The sequence below is a fragment of the Proteiniclasticum sp. genome (assembly GCF_003514505.1).
In the GTDB taxonomy this organism is placed as follows: Bacteria; Bacillota; Clostridia; order Clostridiales; family Clostridiaceae; genus Proteiniclasticum.
In genome coordinates this window covers 60701-82002 of record NZ_DOPX01000017.1, presented here as the reverse complement: position 1 = coordinate 82002, position 21302 = coordinate 60701, and the positions used below count along the sequence as shown (strand labels likewise).

The window sequence follows — 21302 nt, the reverse complement described above, 5'->3', positions numbered from 1 at the left end:
TATTACTTCGAAATTCAAATAAGTTTTCGACATGGTTGTATAGGATTATTGTCACAAAAAAGAGAATCTTTCAGGATGATCCCAACAGATTCTCTTGGTTTTTCCGCTTGTTACAGGGAGGTTTCATGGAGGCTTTCTTCAGGAAGTTCCCTGAGGGCTTTATGAAGCACCTCTTCTGCGGTCATGTCCGGATGAAGAGAGCTGCTTACAAGCTGCCGCCAGAGCCTGCTTCCCGGTCTTTCATGAAAAAGACCCAAGGTGTTTTTCAGCGCACGATGGGCTGTCCGTTTGTCTTCGCCAAACTGGGCCACATAGGGAAGAAAGTTCTCGATGACTTCCCGTCTTGTGGGGGAAGGAGTGGTTTCTCCGGGAAGAAGTGCATCCACTTTTGAAAGAAGATAGGCATCCTCATAGGCAGCGCGGCCGATCATGACCCCATCCACCTGGTTCAGATGGCGTTTGATGCTCTCCACTGTCCGGATGCCACCGTTGATCTCCACAAAAAGATCCGGAAACTCTTTTTTGATGCGGTACACATCCTCATAGCGAAGAGGCGGGATCTCCCGGTTGTCCTTGGGACTGAGGCCGGCTAGGATGGCAATCCTTGCGTGGATGATGAAATGCTCTGTGCCGCGGTCTTTCAACGTCTTCACAAAGTGGTATAGATCTTCATACTGGTCGAGCATCACCCGGGGCAGAGAGTCAGGGAGCACACCCGTGCCGTCAATGCCGATGCGGGACTTCACGGTGACAGGCTTCTTTGTGACCTTTCTTGCCTCACCAAGGATTTCTGCCACAAGATCCGGATAAGCCATGAGGGAGGCCCCCATGTCATTTCCTGAGACCCGGTCGGAAGGGCAGCCAGCGTTTAAGTTGATTTCATCATAATCCCAGTCTTCTGCAATTTTTATTGCTTCTGCAATCTCTCTGGGATCTGAGCCAGCGATCTGAAGGGTGATGGGTTTTTCAAGAGTTGAAAAATCCAGAAGCTTCTTCCGGTCTCCGTGGAGGATGGCGCTGCTGGTGATCATCTCTGTATAGAGCATGGCTTTCTTTGTGAGAAGCCTTGTGAAATATCTGAAATGACGGTCGGTGACGTCAATCATGGGGGCAATACTGATTCGTTGCACGATGCTAACTCTCCTTTATCTTTTCCATGGAATCAGGGGTCTTTTCTCCATGAGGCAGTTCATAAGATCCTTCATGGATTATTTTTGAAGGATTCCTTTGGGGGATAATCTGTTTATTATACATTCAACAGAAAGAAGTTTGAAAGCCAGTTCATAGAAAATTAACAGGAAGGAAAGAGGAGAAGACCTGGAAGGAGGGGGAGAAATCGTGGGGTATCCCGATGGGAAAAAGACGCAGACACGCTCTCCTCAAAGTTTCATTTTCCAATCCCTGGGCTTTTCTGCTATAATTTAGAATGGGTTTAGCATGCAGGCTTATCATACCGCAGTATGTGCTATGCAGATGCTTTCATGGCAACGCATGGAAAAACCGAATGAACACCTTCTTTTTAAGAGAAAGAAGACAGGAGTTTAGAAGATGAAAAAAATGGATCAGAAAATCATTCAGATGAAAGAGATGGACCTTCTTCTTTGTCCCAAGTGCAGAGAAGAGCTTCATGTGGAAGAAAAAAGTTTAAAATGCAAAAACCGCCATACCTATGATGTGTCCAAGAAAGGCACCGTGAACTTCGTGCTGGGTTATGGAGAAGAAAACTACAACCTGGCTATGCTGGAAGCAAGAGAGCGGGTCATGGGAGAGGGTTTTTTTGAAGAGATCTTAACGGCCCTGGCCGAAGAGATCTATGAGGATATCCTGCTTCTGGAAAAGGAAGGGGATGTCATCCGAATTCTTGATGCAGGCTGTGGAGACGGAAGTCACTTGGCCATGCTGGGAGAGGCGCTGAAAGAAAAAGGTCTTCAGGTGTCCATGGTAGGCGTAGACCTGTCGAAGGACGGGATTCTTCTGGCAGGCAGAAAAATGAACGACGCTCTTTATTTTGTGGCAGACCTCAGTGCACTGCCCTTTAAGGACAATTCCTTTGATGTGATCTTAAATATCCTTTCCCCTGCCAGCTATAAAGAGTTTCAGCGGGTCCTTTCCCCTTCAGGCCGTGCCTATAAGGTAATTCCGGGGGCAAAGTACCTGACAGAGCTTCGGAAGCTCTATGGTCTGGCCGAGTATGACAATGGAGAAATCGTCTCCCATCTGAAAAGCCACACGGTGGTATACAAGGAGCGGGATATAAGAGTCCAGAAAAAGGTAGAGCGTTATGCGGATGATCTGCTTCTCATGACGCCCATGCTGTGGGACAAAACGATTCTGGAACCCGGAGCCAAGCTGTCCAAGGTCACCATTGATGTGCATCTGGCCACCTTCGGGTATCCAAAGAAAATTGAGGAAGGAGTGTCTCTATGAGTGAACAGAATAAAAGCTATAGTGTAGAAGACTTAACTTCGCTGGAGAAACTCGAGCCTGTAAGAGTCCGTCCGGGGATGTACATTGGAAGCACCGGACAAAAGGGAGTCCATCACTGTGTATGGGAGATCCTCGACAATGCCATTGATGAGATCACCAATGGATATGGGGATACGGCTTATGTGATTTTGAACAAAGATAAGAGTGTCACGGTCATTGACAATGGCCGTGGCATTCCTGTGGGCATACATCCCACCAAGAAGATCTCTGGTGTGGAAATGGTCTATACAGAGCTTCATACCGGTGGTAAGTTCAACCACGAAAACTATAAGACTTCAGGTGGCCTCCACGGTGTAGGCGCTTCTGTGGTCAATGCCTTAAGCAAGTGGCTGGAAGTGGAGGTCCATAAGGACGGAAAGCTTTATCGCCAGCGTTTTGAACATGCTTATGACAAGAAGTACGACAGAAAGATGCCGGGAACACCGGTGACAAAGCTCGAAACCGTGGGCAGCACCAAGAAGCAGGGAACGAAAGTCACGTTCATGCTGGACCCGGAAGTCTTCACCAATGTGGAGTTCCGTTTTGAGATCATCGACATGAGAATGATGGAGCTTTCTTTCCAGAACAAGGGCATCACCTTGGTTTTAAAGGATCTTCGGGGCGAAGAACCTGTGGAGAAGACCTATCACAGTGAACGGGGACTGCTGGATTTCATTGCCTATTTAAATGAATCCAAGACCGTGATCCATGAGGAGCCCATCCATTTTGAAGGCGAAAGAAGCATTGGCAATGTGACCTTGGAAGGGGAGGTCTGTGTGCAGTTTACAGACTCTTCTTTGGAGAACATTGCAAGCTATGTGAATAACATTCCCACCAATGAGGCAGGTACCCATGAGACGGGGTTCAAGACCGGCATGACAAGAGCGTTCAAAGAGTGGGCAAAGAAGCTGAACCTGGGGAAAGACAAAAACTTTGAAGGGGACGATCTTCGGGAAGGCATGACAGCCATTGTGAAGGTGCGTCTCACAAACCCCATGTTTGAAGGGCAGACCAAGAACAAGCTTGGAAACTCTGAAGCGTACACCCTTATGAACGATCTAGCGTACACCAAGTTCTATGAGTGGATTGAAGACCATAAGGACATCGCTTCTCAGCTTATTATGAACGCCATTGATGCGGCGACCCGCCGGGAAAAGATCAAGAAGATCAGTGACATGGAACGTAAAAAGGTGGGTAAAGGCACCTCTCCTCTGGCAGGAAAGATTGCTGTAGCCACCTCAAGAGACAAGAATGTTTTGGAATTCATCGTGGTGGAGGGAGACTCCGCAGGAGGATCCGCCAAGCAGGCAAGAGACAGACGGTTCCAGGCCATCATGCCGTCTAAGGGAAAGATCATGAACACGGAAAAGCAGAAGCTTGAAAACGTTCTGGGATCCGAAGAGCTGAGGCTTTTTAACACAGCCATCGGCACCGGCACCTTAACGAGCTTCAAGCTGGACGATGTGCGCTACGGGAAAATCATCATCATGAGCGATGCCGATGTGGATGGATATCACATCAGAACCCTGTGGCTCACCTACATCTACCGCTACATGCGGCCCCTCATCAGTAATGGCATGCTGTATCTGGCTCAGCCCCCTCTTTATAAGGTCTACAAGCAGACCAAGAAGGGGGAAGTTCATAAGTACGCCTACTCCGATGATGATCTGGAAGTGCTGAAGAAAGAGTTTGGACAAAACTACAACATTCAGAGATTTAAAGGTCTGGGAGAAATGAATCCGGACCAGCTGTGGGAAACTACCCTCAATCCGGAGACCAGGACCCTTCTTCGGGTCACCATCGATGACGCCGCCAGGGCGGAGCGTATGGTGTCTCTACTCATGGGCGACGTGGTGGAGCCCCGTAAAAACTATATTTATAAACATGCAGAATTTTAGGAGGTGGCATTTTGGCGAAAGACAACAGAATTCCTGAAGACCAGAACATCTTGAATGTCCCTCTGGAAGAGGCCATGCCGGACAATTTTCTACCCTATGCCGTGGAAGTGGCCAAGGACAGAGCTCTGCCGGATGTTAGGGACGGTTTGAAGCCTGTTCATAGAAGAATCCTTTATGGTGCCTATCAGCTGAAGGCGTTTCCGGATAAGCCCTACTATAAATCCGCAAGAGTGGTGGGGGACATCCTTGGAAAGTATCATCCCCATGGAGACTCTTCGGTCTATGAGGCCATGGTGATCCTGGCCCAGGATTTTTCCACAAGGCTGCCTCTTATAGACGGCCATGGAAACTGGGGCTCCATCGATGGAGACAGCGCGGCTGCCATGCGTTACACTGAAGCCAGGCTTTCGCCCGGGGCCATGGAAATGCTCCGGGACATTGATAAAGATACGGTGGATTTTACCTATAACTACTCTGATACAGAGCTGGAGCCTAAGGTGCTTCCGGCCAGATACCCCAATCTTCTCGTGAACGGCGCCTTCGGTATTGCCGTAGGCCTTGCCACAAACATTCCTCCTCACAACATGAGAGAGAGTATTGATGCGGTGTGCGCCTACATTGACAAGGAAGACATCACTGTAAAAGAGCTCATGAACCACATCAAAGGACCGGACTTTCCCACAGGGGGGGTTCTCATAGGTGGAGACTCTCTACAAGAAGCCTATGAAAAGGGCGAAGGAAAAGTCGTCCTAAGAGCCAATGCCAAAGTGGAGAAGCTCACCACGGGACGTTATGGCGTCGTCATCACGGAGTTTCCTTATCGAAAGAACAAGGCGAAGCTTCTTCAGCAGATCTCTGCCATGACGGCAGACAAGCGTCATCAGAAGGTTCTGGAAGGCATCATGGACATCCGGGATGAGTCCGATCGAAACGGCGTCCGGGCGGTCATTGAGTTTAAAAAGCAGGTGGATCTGGAGACGGCAGAAAAGATTCTTCTCTATCTCTACAAAAGATGCGACCTGCAGATTAATGTGAATTTCAACATGGTGGCCCTCTATAAAGGAAAACCAGAAACCATGAGTCTTCTGGATATGATCCGCTATTATGTGGAGCACCAAAGAGAAGTCTTAACAAGAAGAACAAAGAAAGAGCTGGAGACGGCCATGAAGAGATTCCACATTGTGGAAGGCTTCATGAAGGCCATTGACATCATGGATGAAGTCATTAAGACCATCCGGGAGTCCAGTTCCAAAGCCAACGCCAAAGAGAACCTCATGAAAAACTTTGGCTTCTCTGAGGAGCAGGCCACAGCCATATTGGAGCTGATGCTCTACAGACTCACAGGATTAGAGCTGAAAGCCTATGTGAAGGAACACAACGAGCTGAAAAAACTCATCGCGTCCCTAGAGAAGATCCTAAACAGCGAAAAAGAGCTCAACAAGCTGGTGAAGAAGGAGCTTCTGGAAGTGGCGGAAACCCACGGGGATGAAAGAAGAACCATGATCATCCGGGACGAGGAGGAAGCAGTCATTGATGTCATGGACATCATCGTCCAGGAGGATGTAGCGGTGACCATCTCCAAGGAAGGCTTCATCAAGCGTCTGCCGCTGAAGAATTTCCAGAGGGTCACCTCCGACACCTCTGCCATTGAGTATCGGGAAGGGGACAGTCTGTCTGTGCTTCTGGAGAGCAACACCCGGGATCTTCTTTATATCTTCACGGATGCGGGGATGCTGTATCAGATGAAGACCATGGATGTGCCGGAGCACAAGTGGAAGGACAAGGGCGTACGGCTGGACAACTACATCAAGGGCATTGACTTCAATGAGGAGTCTGTCATTGGTGCCTTCAGCCTGGAGAATCCGGAAGAGGAAGGCACCTTCCGCTTCATCACGTCCCGAGGAGCCATGAAGAGAACGAGTCTTGAAAGCTTCAAGACCAGTTACACCAAGATCATTGCCCTGAAGCTGAAAGGGGAAGAGAAGCTGGTGTCTGTGGTCCTTGAAAAGCATAGGATCTATTATGAGAATACAGCAGGAGCACTGCTGCCTAAAAAATACAAAGATTTCCTTTATGAGCATAAGGAAGCGCTTCATCTTGTGGAGCTGCCAAAGGCCCCTGAGTTTATCAGGATCCTCACAAAGAATGGTCTGGACTTCACGGTGCCCGAGGCCCATGTGGAGGTCAAGGACCGTATGACAACACCGGATCCTTTCTTATCCCTGCCGGATAAGGATGAGGTCTACCGTGTCCACTATGAGGAGGACTATGAAGCCAAGGCCTTCAATGTCACAGTCTCCGACCGAGGAGAAATCAAGCTGACCCAACGGGCCAGCAGAGCCCGTAATCTGTATAAGGCTTCTGGAGAGTCCTATGAGATCCTCGTCATTGTCACGAGTCTTGGGGCCTACTATAAGCTTCCCCTCTATATGTTTGAAAATCTTACAGGAAGCGTTCTCATGCAGGACCTTTATGACGACTACGACAAGAATGAGAAGGTGGTGGGCATCTTTACCCTGGAGGAGGAGACAAATTCCGGGAAAGAAGTGTATTTTGCCACCGAAGAAGGCATCGTGAAGAGAACCTCTGTGGAAGACTTTAAGGGCGATTCCACCAAGGGGCAAGTGGTGAAGTTCAAAACGCCAACGGATAAACTGGTCTATGCAGAAGCCTTCCCTGAAAACATGGAGGAGACCATGCTCATGGTGTCTTCTAAAGGGATGGCCATCCGGTTTGAATCATCCAGTATTTCTTTATTATCGAAAAATGCAGCGGGCGTTCTTGGGATGAATCTTCGGGAAGAGGACAGGGTGTTCTTTGCGAAGATCATCACCGAGGAAAAGGAAATGGTTGTGGGATCCAAGGGTAATGCCGATGAAACTCAAGTGATTTCGGACATCAAGCTTCAGAATCGTGCCACCCGAGGAAAGAGCATCATGACCCTGTACCTCGGAGATACCATCAACAAGGTGGATCTCAACTAAAAACAGCTAAAATGTACGGTTAGAATAAGCGGATCAGCCTAGTAGAAGGCTGGTCCGTTTTTCCATAACAGAAAGACTTGTGTCCGTACAGGTTCAGTGAAGATATAGAGATAATCAATCTTAGAGCCTAGAGACGCAAGGGTTCTATACCATGGTCACAGGTTCTGACCAAAGGCAAAACTGGGAATATGCGTCCTAAAGGGTGAGAAACCCTTTTCATTTTATTTTCTCTCCGATAAGGTAAGAGTATCAAACAAGAAAGAGGTGCAGTACATGACAAAACGAGAACGATTCAGTGAAGGAATCCAGAGATTCGGACGATCTCTCCTTCTGCCCATCGCCATCATGGCCCCCATGGGAATGATTCTAGGACTGACAGGTGCCCTGGTTCAGGGGTACATGGTCGAAAGAGTGCCATTTTTAGCCAATGAGACGCTTCAGCTGATTCTAACCAGCCTACGAAGTATCGCCGACATTATTTTTTCTAATATTCCGGTACTCTTTGCCATGGGCGTAGCCTATGGAATGTCCAGGAAGGAGAAGGGCATTTCTGTCTTTTCCTCCATCATCGCCTATCTCATTTTAAACATCACCATCAACGTCTACTTAAAGGCCACGGGAACCCTGGCGGATTCCGAAACCATGGCTCAGGTGGGTCAAGGCATGGTCCTTGGCATCCAGACCTTAAGGCTCGATGTCCTTGGCGGCATCATCGCCGGTCTCATCGGCGCCTTCGCAGCAGACAAGTATTACAACAAAGAGCTTCCCGTAGCGTTTGCCTTCTTCTCCGGTAAGAAGTTTGTGCCCATGGTGAGCATTGTATGGGCCACCATTGCAGGGCTCATTATTCCCTTCTTCTGGGCATATCTCACCAAGGGACTCATTGCCCTGTCCAAGGTCATCCTGGTAGGTGCGGTTGGACCATTCGTCAATGCACTGATGGTGAGGCTTCTTATTCCACTGGGTCTTCATCATGTATGGAGTGCGCTGATCCGATTCACCCCAGCCGGAGGAACCTACGTCATTGACGGAGAAACCTTCACTGGTATTCTTCCAACCTTAAACGAAGTGCTCTTTAATCAGGGACCTAATTCTGAAGCTTGGGAAATGCTGCCAGAGCTCACCAAGTTCATGGCGCAGAACCAGATGCTGGTGACTCTTTTCATCATCCCTGCCATCGGCCTTGCCATGTATAAGAGTGCCTATGCCAAGAACAGACCTTTTGTAAAAGGTATCATCATCACCATGGTGATTACACCATTTCTTGGGAACATCACAGAGCCTATGGAATTCTCCTTCCTCTTCATCGCACCGCTTCTTTACGTGGTCTATGTGCTTCTTGCAGGTGTGGGCGCTGTGGCGCTTTACCTCATGGGTACTGGGGTAGGATACATTAGAGGAACCATCTTTGACTTTGCCATCTTCGGTCTCATGTATGAGAACACCAGATGGTACAACATCCTCATCGTGGGTGTGCCTCTAGCCATTGCCACATACTTTATCTTCAAGTGGGCCATTGAGAAATATAACATTGCCACCCCTGGAAGAGAAAGTGATGAGTATGAATACAACAACCTCATTAAGGAAAAGCGTTATGGAGAAGTGGCGAAGATTGTCATTGAAGCCATCGGTGGATCTTCTAACATTGTCAACGTGGACAACTGCGTCACAAGGCTTCGTATTGACCTGAAGGACATGAACTTGGTGAACAAGGAAAGGCTGAAAGACTCCGGCACCTCCGGAATCTTCTTCCCCATGAAAAACCACATCCACATCGTCTTCGGACCCAATGTGGAATTTGTGAAAAACGCTGTTACAGACGAACTGAAGATGATCAGCTAAAGGGGTTCTCCCCTTTAGCTCCTTTAAAAGAAGGAGGAAATTACCATGAGAAAGAACCCTGTGATTACCATTGCGGGCGCTGGAAGCCTTCGGATTCCTGCCCTCATTGGCAGTCTCATTTATTATAAGGAAACGCTGCCCGTAGCAAAAATCATACTCTTTGACATTGATGAAGAAAGGCTGGAAAGAGTGAAAGCCTACATCGATCTCACCCTCAAGGAGTACTACAGTGAGGCGGAAGTGCTGTTCACAACCAAAGAAGAGGAAGCCTATGGAGACACGGACTATGTCCTCTGCAACATGAGAGTGGGTGTGGACACCATGAGAAGTGTCGATGAGAAGATTCCTCTAAAGTACGGCCTGGTGGGTCAGGAAACCTGCGGTCCGGGAGGCTTCTCTTATGGCATGCGGTCCATCGGCGCTATGATTGATATGGTGAACACCGTGAGAACGTACTCCAAGGACACCTGGATCCTCAACTACACAAACCCTGCCGCCATCGTGGCGGTGGCACTGGACAAGGTCTTCCCAGAGGACAAGCGCATCATGAACATCTGCGACCAGCCCTACTCCATGATCAAGTCCTTTGCGAAAATTCTCGGCGAGGATATGTATGATCTAGAGCCCAGATACTTTGGCCTCAACCACTTTGGCTGGTTCACCTCTCTAAAGAACGCAAAGACCGGGGAGGAGCTTCTTCCAAAGCTCAAGGACTACCTCATGGGCCATGAGTTCAAGCCTTTCAACGCGGAGCAAAGAGACCCTTCCTGGCTGAAGACCTATAAGAACGTCAACAAGCTCATGCAGTTCTTTCCGGAATATGTGCCAAACACCTATCTTCAGTACTACTTCTTTGCAGAAGAGATCGTGAAAGATTCGGATCCAAGCTTTACAAGGGTAGATGAAGCGAAGCTGGGCCGGGAGAAAAAGGTGCTGGATATCCTGAAAAAAGCGGAGGAGCAGGGAAACCTTACAGACATTCCGCTGATGCAGGGAGAAGTCTTTGGAAATCTTATGGTGGAAGTGGTGGACTCCATCCACAATGACCTCAATAAAGTCTTTGTGGTCATTGGCAGAAATGGAGACCTCATTCCAAACCTTCCGGAAGACGCCATGGTGGAGCTGGCCTCTTACCTTGGAAAAGAAGGTGCGAAGATGATTCCTTATGGAGAGGTGAAGCCTTTCTATAAAGGGCTCATTGAAGGCCAGTATGCCTATGAGAAGCTCACGGTGGAAAGCTACCTGGAAAAAGACTACACCAAAGCACTCCAGGCCCTTACTTTAAATCGGTCCATTGTGGATCCTGTGAAGGCGAAGCTGGTGCTGGATGATCTCATGGACCACAGCTCGGACTACTGGACTTTAGAGAAAAAAGAGCTGTAGGAGATCATAGAAACATAAAAGAGAAAGAGCTGAAAATGAAGGAAACCCCCAAGGCGTTGGGGGTTTCTTCCTAAATAATTTGATATACTGGAGAAAGGGGGTGCATGCAAAATATGAAACTGGATAGACTCACAGGTTCCTACGGACAGCTCAGCAGCTTGGAGAAGAAAGTGGTGGAGTTCATGGCGTCTTCGCCGGAAGAGGTGGTGAAGATGACTGCCAGGGATCTTTCAGAAAAACTCTTCATCTCTAAGACCACCATCATCAATTTGTGTAAAAAACTGGGCTTTGAGGGCTATACGGAGCTGAAATACTATCTCAAAAGCTCTTCTGAAGAAGAAAAGAAGGTGTGGAAGGAAATAGAAGAGGTATCTTTTTCGGAGATTCTCCGGGATCTCCGGGAGGAAGCCGAAAAGACCTTGGATCTTCAGAAAGAGGAGAATGTGGCCAAGATGTCCGAGATTCTCCAGTCGGCGAGAACCGTCTATGTGGTGGCCCGAGGAGCTTCGAAACCCTTTGGGAGCTACCTGAATACTAGGCTCGCCATGCTGAAAATAAGGACTATTTTCGTGGATGACTTCAATCTCATCGACAACATCAAAGACCATATAGAGCCCGATGAAGCGGTGCTTCTTCTTTCTTTATCCGGAAACACCAAGAGGATCCTCGATATTGCCAAAGGGGCCAGGATCCGTGGGGCCAAGGTGCTGGTGATCACTGGTTTTTCGGACAATAAAGTGGAAAAGTACGCAGACAGCGTGCTGTATGCCTATGCCAAAACCACAGATACAGAAGTCAATGATCTCATATCCAGAGTGGGCATGCATCTGACGCTCCAGATTCTCTTGACCTATACGCAGAAAATGCTGGAGAAAAGGAGAGTTTGACATGATCATTCGTTCTAGAAATATACATACAGAAAAAGGCGTTGTGGATGGATTCCTCAAAGTCCAGGATGGCAGAATTGTATCTATTCATGAAGAGGGGAAGGGAGAAGGATTTCTTGATTATGGTGACAGCCATATCATTCCGGGCTTTCTGGACCTTCATGTCCATGGCTTTGGCACCGGATCCTTCTGGTATGAAAAGACCGAGGAGTCTCTCAATGCCATGGCGAGAAGCATGGTGAAAGAAGGAGTCACCACCTTTCTTGGCACCACAGGCACCGATGATCTTGAAGAGATCAAGGAAAGCCTGGTGGAAGCGAAGAAAGCGGTGGAAAACTGGACACCGGAAAAGGGATCCAGGATCCTTGGCGTCCATCTGGAGGGACCTTTCATCAATAAAGAGTTCAAAGGGATGCAGAAGGAGGAGTTCTGCCTCGATCCCACGGTGGAAGTGGCAGAGGAGCTTTTGTCTGCCATAGGAGAAGAGCATGTGTATCTCATGACCCTGGCACCGGAGCTTCCTGGTGCGGAGGAGGTCATAAAGTATCTTCATGAGAAGAAGGTCCAGATCAGCATCGGTCACAGCGCAGCGGAGCTGGAAGACATCGGAAGGCTCAAGGGCTATGGCCTCGGGGGCGTCACCCATATGTACAGCGGCATGCGGGGCTTTCATCATAGAAGACCTGGCGTGGTGGGGGCTGCTCTCTTCTTTGAGGATCTCTACTGCGAGTTTGCCAAGCAGACGGGAATGACGGTGTCTCATGAAGCTTTCCGCATTGCCTATAAAGTGAAAGGGGCCAAGGGCATCATGCTGTGCACGGATTGCACGGGTCTTGCCCATGTGAAGAGTCCTTTCCATCACTACATCCGGAAGGAAACCTATATCCCTGATGGAGAGTCTGTCCTCATCCGGAAGGATTCTGGCGAGGAGTACCGCCTAAACAGACGGGATGTGGAAGAAGTAAAAAACCTGGAGATGGGCTACTTCTCCTCGGTGAAGACCATCATGGAAAAGCACAGCATTTCTTTAGAGGAGATCATCACCATGGCTTCGGAAAATCCAGCCAAGTACATTGGTGTCTTTGATCAGGTGGGATCTCTGAAAGAAGGAAAGAAGGCGGATTTCCTGGTGCTGGACAACCATATGGACCTCATGGAAGTCTATGTGGAAGGGATATCTCAGAAGATCCATAAAGAATAGAATCAATGAAAAAGTCTCTGTGAAGAAATATGCTTCTTTCACAGAGACTTTTTCCCATCTCTAGGTTTTTGCATTGAGATAACAGGCATAACAAAAGGGACTCCGTGGAATCCCGTGCGATTGTTTATATAGTGCTGATATAGTTTACTGTATGGAGCGTCATGTCGGTGGCGACAAACACCAAAAGAATCAAGGCAACCCCTATAAAAAGTATCTGAAGATTTTGGGATACTGTTCTATCTTTCCGTTCCTTCAATGTGCCAAGGATCAGCAAAACGCCCTTCACGAGGACATAGATACTGAAGATGATTAGGAACAGTCGATAGGGAATATAAGCAGATGGAATGGTACTCAGTTTTTCATTGTTATTCAGTGCCATGAGTGCAACAGAGAAAACACTTAGGAACAGTTGGCGTAGAGGGCTTCTTTCTTTTTTCTCAAATAAGTTTGCCATGATGCATACCTCCAAGATATTGAATTTGTATTTTACAAAACATAATAAAACCACTTACTTCTACTCTATTATATATTGTAATACTACTATAGTCTAGAAAATCAGGATTACTATTGTTATATATCTTCATCTGTTCTCTTCTTTTGGTTTCTAAGGGAGAAAGAAGGAGAGAGGCCTTGTCAAAGGGGGCGGTCTTCCGCATAATGTACATAAGTGATAGAAGGGGGAGATAGAAAGATGGCACTGGTGACAATTGAAAACATACTTCAGCTGGAAGGATTCCAGAATGCAAAGGTGGTGGCCGGAGCAGCGGGCATGCATCTCATGGTGAATAATGCCATGCTCATGGAGGTTCCAGATATCTTTCCTTATGTGGAAAAGAATAATCTTCTTATTACGACCCTCTTTCCGGTCTATGAGGATGAGAAGGCCATGGAGGAGCTGATTCCAAGGCTCTCTGAGCTGGGAGTCTCCGGCATCTGCATCAAGCCTTTCCGGTACATCGGGGGAATTCCAGAACGGATGAAGGAGCAGGCGGATGCCCTTTCCTTCCCGGTGATTGAGCTTCCCAAAGAAGCGAACCTTTCGGGTCTCGTCACAGAGATCCTGGAGATCTCCCTGAAAAAACATATGGATGTGCTGAACTTCAGAAATAATGTCCACGACCGCCTCATGGGGCTCTTTCTGGAAGGCCGGGAAATCCCGGAGCTTCTTCAGAGCCTTGCGGACATCTGTCAGAGTGAAGCGGTGCTTCTGGATGCCTCCTATAAGGTTCTTCACCGGTCCGGAGAAGCCTGTAGCCCTTGTTATACCTTCACAGGAACACCAGAAAGGGGCGTTTTGAAAGTTCATCTGGGAGAAAAGCTTCTCAGTGAAGAAGACTATATTCTTCACCCCATCCGGGCTGGAGCGAGGCTTTTTGGCTATCTTCTTCTTCTGAAAGAAAATGGAAAAAGCGACAGTCTTCAGGTGGCGGCAGAGGAAGCATCGCTTCTCATCGCCTCCGTATATTTTAAAAACTATGCGGTGATGGAAAAGGAAAGAAGTTTCCAGGACTCCTTTATCCGTGACATCCTCCAGGGGAAGGTCACCTCGCCCATGGAGACCATCAATAAAGCCCGGTACTTCGGCTGGAACATGGAGTTTCCCCAGGTGATCCTGGTGCTGAAGATCTTTGCAGGTGACGAGAAAATGAAAAAGACCTACTATGAAGAGGTCATGGATGAGAAAATCATTGACGGCGTGCTGGAAAGAGAGCTGAGACTCACAGGCAAGAAGTTCAAGTATGTGTATCTCGATGACTCCATCGTTATTTTCATCAACACCATCTTCCTGGAAAAGAGGGAAGAAGCGTTAAAAAATGCCGCGGAGAAGCTTCTTCAGATGAAAAAGACAGAGATGCGTCTTGGCATCGGCATCTCCGAAGAAGCACTCTCCATTTTAGAGCTTCCTTCGTCTTACAGACAGGCGAAAATGACCTTGGAGATTGGCAGCCTTCTGAAAGAAAGTTCCTTCACCTCTTCCTATCGGGACTATGAAATGTTCTCTCTTTTACGGGAGATGAAGGACAAAGTTCTTCTGGAGGCCTTTGTGGAGAAGAAGCTTGGGAGGCTTCTTCTCCATGAGAAAACCCACAGCGGAGATCTTCTGAAAACCCTTCAGGTGCTTCTGGAAGAGAACTTAAATGCCAAAAACGCTGCCAAGAGGCTCTTCATCCACTACAATACCATGCGCCACAGAATCGAGAAGCTCAAAGAGCTGGGGGTGGAGCTGGAGCAGGGCTTCTCCTTAGGAGAACTTGTCTTTGCCTATTATGCCTATATATGGCAGGAGGCGGAAAAGTCTAGAGAACGAAAAGAAGAGCTATAACACAGATAGTATCATCATTGGGTTCATTGTCACTTGGTGACAGTGAACTCGTTTTCTTTTGGCACTATATCATGATGAAATCACATTTTCCTTCATGATATGATGAGGGCAACAGATAATTTGTTAACAATCAACATTCTAGGAGGAAACAACATGGTAGATATCAACGTATTCAAACTTCCAGTGGCAGGACCCGATGATGTGTCCGTACTGAAGGAAAAAGTAGCAGCAGGAGAGATCGTCGCAGAGGACATCATTGCAGTTCTCGGAAAGACAGAAGGAAACGGCTGTGTCAATGACTTCACCAGAGGATTCTGCACCATGGCGTACAGAAAAACCATCTCTGATCTCACAGGCTTATCCGAGCATGAAGTGGAGAAGAAGGTGGCCTTTGTCATGTCTGGTGGAACTGAAGGAGTCATGTCTCCTCATGTGATGATCTTCACAAGAAAAGAACTGGAAGAGGAAACCTCATCTGAGGAAAAAGCACTGAACGTTACGGTGGGATTCACCAGAAACTTCCTGCCAGAAGAGATGGGTACCGTCACCATGGTTCAGGAAGTGAAGAGAGTGGTGCTGGAGCTTATGGAGCAGGCAAACATCGAAAGCAAGGACGATGTGCATTTTGTGCAGATAAAGTGTCCACTTTTAACCTCTGACAGAATCCTGGATGCAGAAAAGCGTGGAAAGAAAGTTGTGGTCACCGATACCTACAAGTCCATGGGATACACCAGAGGCGCATCTGCTCTTGGCGTTGCCATTGCTCTGGGTGAAGTGGATGAGGCGAAGGTCACAGAAGAGACCATCTTAAAAGACTACAGCCTGTATTCCGGTGTTGCTTCTACTTCCGCAGGGGTTGAACTTCTAAACTGCGAGATCATTCTCATGGGAAATGCCAAGGGATCAAAGAGCAAGTACAGAATCGGCCACAGCGTCATGAAGGATGCCATTGATCTGGAAAGCATCATCGAAGCCATGAACAGTGCGGGTCTTTCTGTGGACAAGCTGCCTACAGAAGAAGACAAGAAGAGAATCGTCAATGTGCTGGCGAAGGCAGAAGCTTCACCGGACGGCTATGTGAGAGGCAGAAGAAACACCATGCTGACGGACTCTGACATCAACCACACAAGACATGCAAGAGCTGTGGTCAATGGACTCATCGCAGGACTTGTGGGAGACCCTATGGTCTATGTGTCCGGTGGTGCAGAGCACCAGGGACCAGCAGGCGGCGGTCCTGTGGCTGTTATCATCGAAAAATAAACGTCGAAGAGTGACGTAAAGGAGACAGAAAATGGATTTACTGATTAATCTTGTGCCTCTTATCATAGTTGTTGCGCTTCTTTTCATGAAGAAGCATATGCTGGTGGCAGGCCTCTTCGGAGGACTGGCTGCCATTCTCATCGGCGGGATGAACCTTTCTGATGTTTCAGGCATGTTTGTGGGCGGCATCTCCAATATGCTGGGCATCACAGTGCCAATCCTTTATGCGGCTTCTGCTGCCATGGTTTCCCAGGCAGGAAGCATCGAAGCTCTGGTGGCCTTGTTCAGCAAGAGCCTCAAAGGTAAAATTGCAGTTCTAGCAGGATTCATTGTCCTCATCCAGGGTTTTGCCACCTATATGGCAGGCATGGGTGCAGGAAACACCATGGTCACCGCGCCACTTGTGGCGGCTGCTGTAGGTGCAGTACCTGAAGTCATTGCAGCCATGGCCATCATTTCTGCAGTAGGCTTCACTACATCCCCAGCTTCCACAGAAACCATTCTGGCGGCTGAAAGCGCAGGGGTGGATGTGGCAGTCCATGCAGGAAACATGATGCCCTTCACCGTGGTATTCTACCTTCTTGCCTTTGGACTGGCAGTTTATGGCGTGAAGAAGAGAGGTGCTCTCTTTGCTGGAAAAGACGCGAAAAAAGAGGAAGATCTTCAGGATGCGACTACAGGTCAGCTTCTCAAAAGAGCCTTCCCAGCCATCGCACTGCTTCTCATGGTGGTAGGTGGATCCAAGATCAACGGACTCATCGGCTTTTCCCTCTTCAATCCAGCCACCACAGTGATTCTTACAGCGGTGCTGACCGTACTTCTCACCAAGATGAACTCTGATGAAACATCTGAAGCACTCATTGACGGGTCCAGATTCATTCTGACCACCATGTTCTCTGTGGGTATTTTCTTATCCTTCATCAACATGATTGCAGCCCTGGGCACCTTTGAACAGATTGCGGGCATCGCAAGAAATGCGCCGGAGTCCATCATTCTCCCCGTGGCCATGATCATCGCGTTCCTCATCGCCATTCCTTCTGGTGCATTCACTGCTGGAGTGCTGACCCTTATTCTGCCAACCCTGTCTGCTTTGGGACTTCCATCGGAAGCCATGGGCTTTGTGGCCATTGCCACAGGTCTTGGTACCCAGATCAGCCCGGTGCAGATCAATGTGGCAGCTTTAGCGAAGGGCTTTGATTCAGACATCATGGGAGTCATCCGAATGAACTTCAAGTATGTCATTGGCGCGATGGTGCTTCTCACTGCCATGGCCGTGATTTTTGTATAACAGACAGCAAGACGTAATAACTGAGTAAACAGGTAAAGGAGCAGGTAAAAGATATGACGGAAAAGAAAGTAAACCCGGATATTTTATATGGGATGGAGGACAGACCGGAGCTGAAGAAAGCGGTGCCTCTGGCTTTCCAGCATATCTTTGCCATGTTCGCCGCGAACATCACAGTGCCGCTTATGGTGTCTGCACTTCTTGATCTTCCCCCTTCGGATAAGACCTTTCTCATCCAGTGTGCCCTTTTCATGGCCGGAGTGGGAACGCTCATCCAAATCCGTAAAGGGAAAAAGATCGGTTCAGGCTTGCCCATTGTCATGGGCACCAGCAATGCGTTCATTGCCACGGTGATGTCCATTGCCGGCACCTACGGCATTGGTGCGGTCTTTGCCTCCAGTTTTGTCGGCGGTCTTTTTGAGATGGTTCTCGGAAAGAGCCTGCCGAAACTGAAAAAAGTATTTACTCCTTTGGTATCCGGCGTGGTGGTGGTCACCCTTGGGGTGACCCTCATCCCGGTGGCTGTGAAGCAGGCAGCGGGTGGAGCGGGGAATCTGGGAGACCCTACGGCGCTTCTGCTGGCGTCGGTGGTGCTTCTTACCATCGTCTTCTGCCACCGCTCCAAAAACAGATTTGTGAAGTCTGCTTCCATCCTTCTGGGGATCCTGACAGGTTTTGTACTCTCCCTTTTCCTGGGGATCCTGGATGGAGGAGCCATCAAGGATGCTTCCTTTGTGGCGATGCCTCTTCCTTTGAGATACCAGTGGCGTTTTTATCCTGCGGCCATCATCGGGATGCTGTTCATGTATGTGGCCACCACCATTGAAACCCTGGGAGACATTTCTGCCATCACCATCGCTGGGGAGGACAGAGAGCCCACAGAAGAGGAAAAGACCGGTGGCGTGCTGGCGGACGGACTTTCCAGCGCCCTGGCAGCTCTCATGAACGGCTTTCCGAACACTTCCTATACCCAGAACATCGGAGTGGTGAATCTCACTGGAGTATTCAGCCGTCATGTGGTAAGAATTGGCGCGTATATGCTTCTTCTTCTGGCCTTTTTCCCTAAGTTCTCGGCGGTGCTTTCAATGATTCCAGTGCCGGTCCTTGGCGGAGCGTCCATTGCCATGTTTTCCATGGTGGCGGTGTCCGGGTTCTCTCTTCTTGGAAAGATCCCCTTCACCAGCAGAAACTCTCTCATCATCGCCCTGTCTCTTGGCCTTGGGATTGGGCTCAGCCTGGTGCCGGAAGCTTTGGGGCATCTTCACCAGGACATTCAGCTCATCTTAACCTCTGGCGTGGTGCCTTCTGCGGTCACCGCCATCGGGCTGGATCTCTTTCTTCCGGCGGAGGAGGAAAAGTGAGGACCTTAAAAGGTCTCCGGGCAGAGGAGCTTCTTTACCGGAGGCTTCAGCCTGGCTGTCCTTTCAAAGGGAAAATCCACAGCATCTTTTCCACCACCATGAATCTCATGGAGGAGGACGGCAGGCTCTGGACCCTTTCCATCCAGCGGGATATGTATCTGCCTGGCACTCTGGAGATTTCAGGAAAAATCCCTTTTGAGGAATACCACCATCTTTTGGGAAAGCCTGTGCATTTGGCTTCGGGGATGCTGGTCTTAGGACACAGCCTTCAGGTGGATCTCTCAGATCTTCTCATGAGAAAACCTGAAGAGAGACAATCTGCAGCCAATGGCGCAGGGAATCCCAAAGATACTGTAGAAAATACCCTGGAAGAGCTTCGGTTATATGGAAAGCGGGGAGGTTGCCTCTCCTTTTTTCTTCCCGGACCTCAAGAGGGGTATCTGGAAAAAGCCTTTCAGGAAAGAATCTTCGAGGTGAAAAGAACGGGAGACTTCAGAAAGATCCTTGGTCTTGGCCTCGGCCTGACCCCTTCGGGGGATGATTTCGCCCTGGGATTTATGGCCATGGCATCTTACTTACAGGGCACCTTTGTGCGAGACACCGCACAAAACCTTAAGACCCTGCTCGAACAGGGGACAGTGAGCACCACGGAGGTGAGCCTCCAGATGCTGCACTTTGGCAAAGAGGGCAGATTTCCCGGAGCTCTCACAAACTTCTGTGAAGAGATCCTCTATGGCAGTGATGTAGAAAAGAGGAAAAATGCTATGAAAAAATTACTGAATATTGGGTCTATTTCGGGGACGGATATGGCCTCTGGTGCACTTTTTGCACTACAACTACATCTAGAACAACAATGTGGAGGAAATGATGATAAAAAAAGCTGAACTGAGAAAGAATATGTATTTTGACTCTGTGACTCTCATGTCTCTCACCGGCAAGATCCGGGAGATGGAAGGCGTGATTGATGCGGTGGTCTCCATGGCCACAGAAATGAATAAGGACCTTCTGAAGAGCGTTGGGCTTTTCACCGAGGAAATGGAAGGCGCAGGTCCATCGGATCTTCTTCTGGCTGTTTCTTCCGAGAAGCAAGAAGTGGTGGAAGAAGCCTACAAAATGATCCATGAGCTTCTGTCTCCAAAGAAAAAAGTGCAGGGAAAAGGGGCGGAAGTAATTCCGGAGTCCGTGGAAGAAGCGGTGGATCTGATTCCTGAAGCCAATGTGGCGGTGCTTTCTGTACCAGGAGCCTATGCGGCAAGAGAAGCAAGAAAAGCTCTGGAAAATGGACTTCATGTCATGATCTTCAGTGACAACATGTCTCTGGAAGAAGAGCGTGAGCTGAAGGAAATGGGCAGAGACAAGGGACTTCTTGTCATGGGACCGGACTGCGGCACTTCTTTTATCAGCGGTACAGGCCTGTGCTTTGCCAATGATGTGAGACGCGGAGGCATCGGTATCGTCGGCGCTTCTGGCACAGGTCTTCAGGAAGTCATGGTTCAGATCCATCATCTGGGCGAAGGTGTTTCCCATGGCATCGGCACCGGCGGACGGGACCTTCATGAGAAGATCGGCGGCATCATGATGCTTCAGGGCATTGAAGCGCTGAATAGCGATCCGGACACAAAAGTGCTTCTTCTGGTGTCCAAGCCACCAGCCAAGTCCATTGCGGACAAGATCTTTGAAACCATCAAAAAGATTGAGAAACCTGTGGTGGTCTGCTTCCTGGATGGAGAACCTGTGGAAGGTCTTCCAGAGCATGTGCATTTTGCCAAAGGACTTTATGAAGGAGCGGAACTTGCAGTATCTCTTCTCCAGCCGGAGAAAGAGAAGAAGGTGCTTCTTTCCGGATTTGATCCAAAGCCTTACAGCGATCTTCTTTCAGAAAAGCAGACAGATCTTCGCGGTCTCTACTGTGGCGGTACCCTCTGCGCAGAAGGCCTCAGCATCCTAAGAGACGCACTAGGGCCTGTGAAGAGTAATGTGGCCAAGAAGAGTGAAGAGAAGCTCACCGATGGCGTAAAGACCAAAGGACATGTGCTTCTGGATCTGGGGGAAGATGAGTACACCAATGGAAAGCCCCATCCCATGATTGAGCCTTCCTTGAGAAATGAGCACATCCTAAGAGAAGCGGCGAAGGAAGAGACCGGCGTTATATTACTTGATTTCGAACTGGGCTATGGATCCCATGACGAAGCGGTGGAAGTAACGTTAAAGGCCATTGAAAAGGCGAAGATCCTGGCAGAGAAAGACGACAGACATCTGGTGTTTGTGGCTTACGTGCTGGGTACAGACCTTGACAAGCAGGATTATCATCTACAGAAGAGACTTCTGAGAGAGCATGGCATCCTGGTCTTTGACAGCAACAAAGAAGCAGCCCTGGCGGCAGCAATGATCATGAAGAAGGCGGTATAAAGA

At 48.7% G+C, this 21302-nt stretch carries 15 protein-coding genes; 13 read left to right on the top strand and 2 right to left on the bottom strand.

Features of this window, described 5'->3' with window-relative positions:
• Positions 1–110: 110 nt before the first annotated feature.
• Entirely contained in the window at positions 111–1130 is a 1020-nt protein-coding gene (gene dusA / locus DEF30_RS06095) for a tRNA dihydrouridine(20/20a) synthase DusA (RefSeq protein ID WP_294097428.1), read from the bottom strand.
• A gap of 418 nt (positions 1131–1548) precedes the next feature.
• Between dusA and DEF30_RS06090 the strand changes: the two genes are divergently transcribed.
• The 7 genes from DEF30_RS06090 to nagA all read left to right on the top strand — a co-directional run bounded on the left by DEF30_RS06090 (position 1549) and on the right by nagA (position 12661).
• Positions 1549–2427, top strand: a complete 879-nt coding sequence (locus DEF30_RS06090) for a methyltransferase domain-containing protein (protein WP_294097427.1) — start codon at positions 1549–1551, stop codon at positions 2425–2427.
• Positions 2424–4364: a DNA topoisomerase IV subunit B gene (locus DEF30_RS06085; protein WP_294097426.1), complete on the top strand. Its 1941-nt coding sequence runs from the start codon at positions 2424–2426 to the stop codon at positions 4362–4364. Before DEF30_RS06090 ends, DEF30_RS06085 begins: the two co-directional genes overlap by 4 nt.
• 11 nt (positions 4365–4375) lie before the next feature.
• On the top strand, positions 4376–7348 hold the full coding sequence (locus DEF30_RS06080) for a DNA topoisomerase (ATP-hydrolyzing) (protein WP_294097425.1): 2973 nt from the start codon (positions 4376–4378) through the stop codon (positions 7346–7348).
• A gap of 273 nt (positions 7349–7621) precedes the next feature.
• The gene (locus tag DEF30_RS06075) at positions 7622–9190 is read left to right on the top strand and encodes a PTS transporter subunit EIIC (protein WP_294097424.1); all 1569 of its coding nucleotides are present in this window, start codon (positions 7622–7624) and stop codon (positions 9188–9190) included.
• A 45-nt stretch (positions 9191–9235) separates the two neighbouring features.
• The gene (locus DEF30_RS06070; protein WP_294097423.1) at positions 9236–10573 is read left to right on the top strand and encodes a 6-phospho-alpha-glucosidase; all 1338 of its coding nucleotides are present in this window, start codon (positions 9236–9238) and stop codon (positions 10571–10573) included.
• Between the two features lie 113 nt (positions 10574–10686).
• Positions 10687–11460, top strand: a complete 774-nt coding sequence (locus DEF30_RS06065; RefSeq protein ID WP_294097422.1) for a MurR/RpiR family transcriptional regulator — start codon at positions 10687–10689, stop codon at positions 11458–11460.
• A gap of 1 nt (position 11461) precedes the next feature.
• On the top strand, positions 11462–12661 hold the full coding sequence (nagA, locus tag DEF30_RS06060) for an N-acetylglucosamine-6-phosphate deacetylase (RefSeq protein WP_294097421.1): 1200 nt from the start codon (positions 11462–11464) through the stop codon (positions 12659–12661).
• 124 nt (positions 12662–12785) lie between these two features.
• Here the strand turns inward: nagA and DEF30_RS06055 are convergent, their stop codons facing one another.
• Entirely contained in the window at positions 12786–13115 is a 330-nt protein-coding gene (locus DEF30_RS06055) for a hypothetical protein (protein WP_294097420.1), read from the bottom strand.
• Between the two features lie 237 nt (positions 13116–13352).
• Between DEF30_RS06055 and DEF30_RS06050 the strand changes: the two genes are divergently transcribed.
• The 6 genes from DEF30_RS06050 to fdrA all read left to right on the top strand — a co-directional run bounded on the left by DEF30_RS06050 (position 13353) and on the right by fdrA (position 21299).
• On the top strand, positions 13353–14984 hold the full coding sequence (locus DEF30_RS06050; protein WP_294097419.1) for a PucR family transcriptional regulator: 1632 nt from the start codon (positions 13353–13355) through the stop codon (positions 14982–14984).
• Positions 14985–15137: 153 nt separating this feature from the next.
• Positions 15138–16244 carry a ring-opening amidohydrolase gene (locus DEF30_RS06045; protein WP_294097418.1) on the top strand — a complete coding sequence of 369 codons (1107 nt, stop codon included), beginning with the start codon at positions 15138–15140 and terminating at the stop codon, positions 16242–16244.
• A gap of 31 nt (positions 16245–16275) precedes the next feature.
• Positions 16276–17532, top strand: a complete 1257-nt coding sequence (locus DEF30_RS06040; protein WP_294097417.1) for a hypothetical protein — start codon at positions 16276–16278, stop codon at positions 17530–17532.
• A 53-nt stretch (positions 17533–17585) separates the two neighbouring features.
• Positions 17586–18890, top strand: a complete 1305-nt coding sequence (locus DEF30_RS06035; protein WP_294097416.1) for a nucleobase:cation symporter-2 family protein — start codon at positions 17586–17588, stop codon at positions 18888–18890.
• Positions 18887–19774 (top strand): DUF2877 domain-containing protein, encoded by an 888-nt coding sequence (locus DEF30_RS06030; RefSeq protein WP_294097415.1) that lies wholly within the window; start codon positions 18887–18889, stop codon positions 19772–19774. Before DEF30_RS06035 ends, DEF30_RS06030 begins: the two co-directional genes overlap by 4 nt.
• A complete protein-coding gene (gene fdrA, locus DEF30_RS06025; RefSeq protein WP_294097414.1) occupies positions 19755–21299 on the top strand; it encodes an acyl-CoA synthetase FdrA in 1545 nt (514 codons plus the stop codon). The genes DEF30_RS06030 and fdrA overlap by 20 nt, the downstream gene beginning before the upstream one ends.
• The last annotated feature ends 3 nt before the right edge of the window (positions 21300–21302 follow it).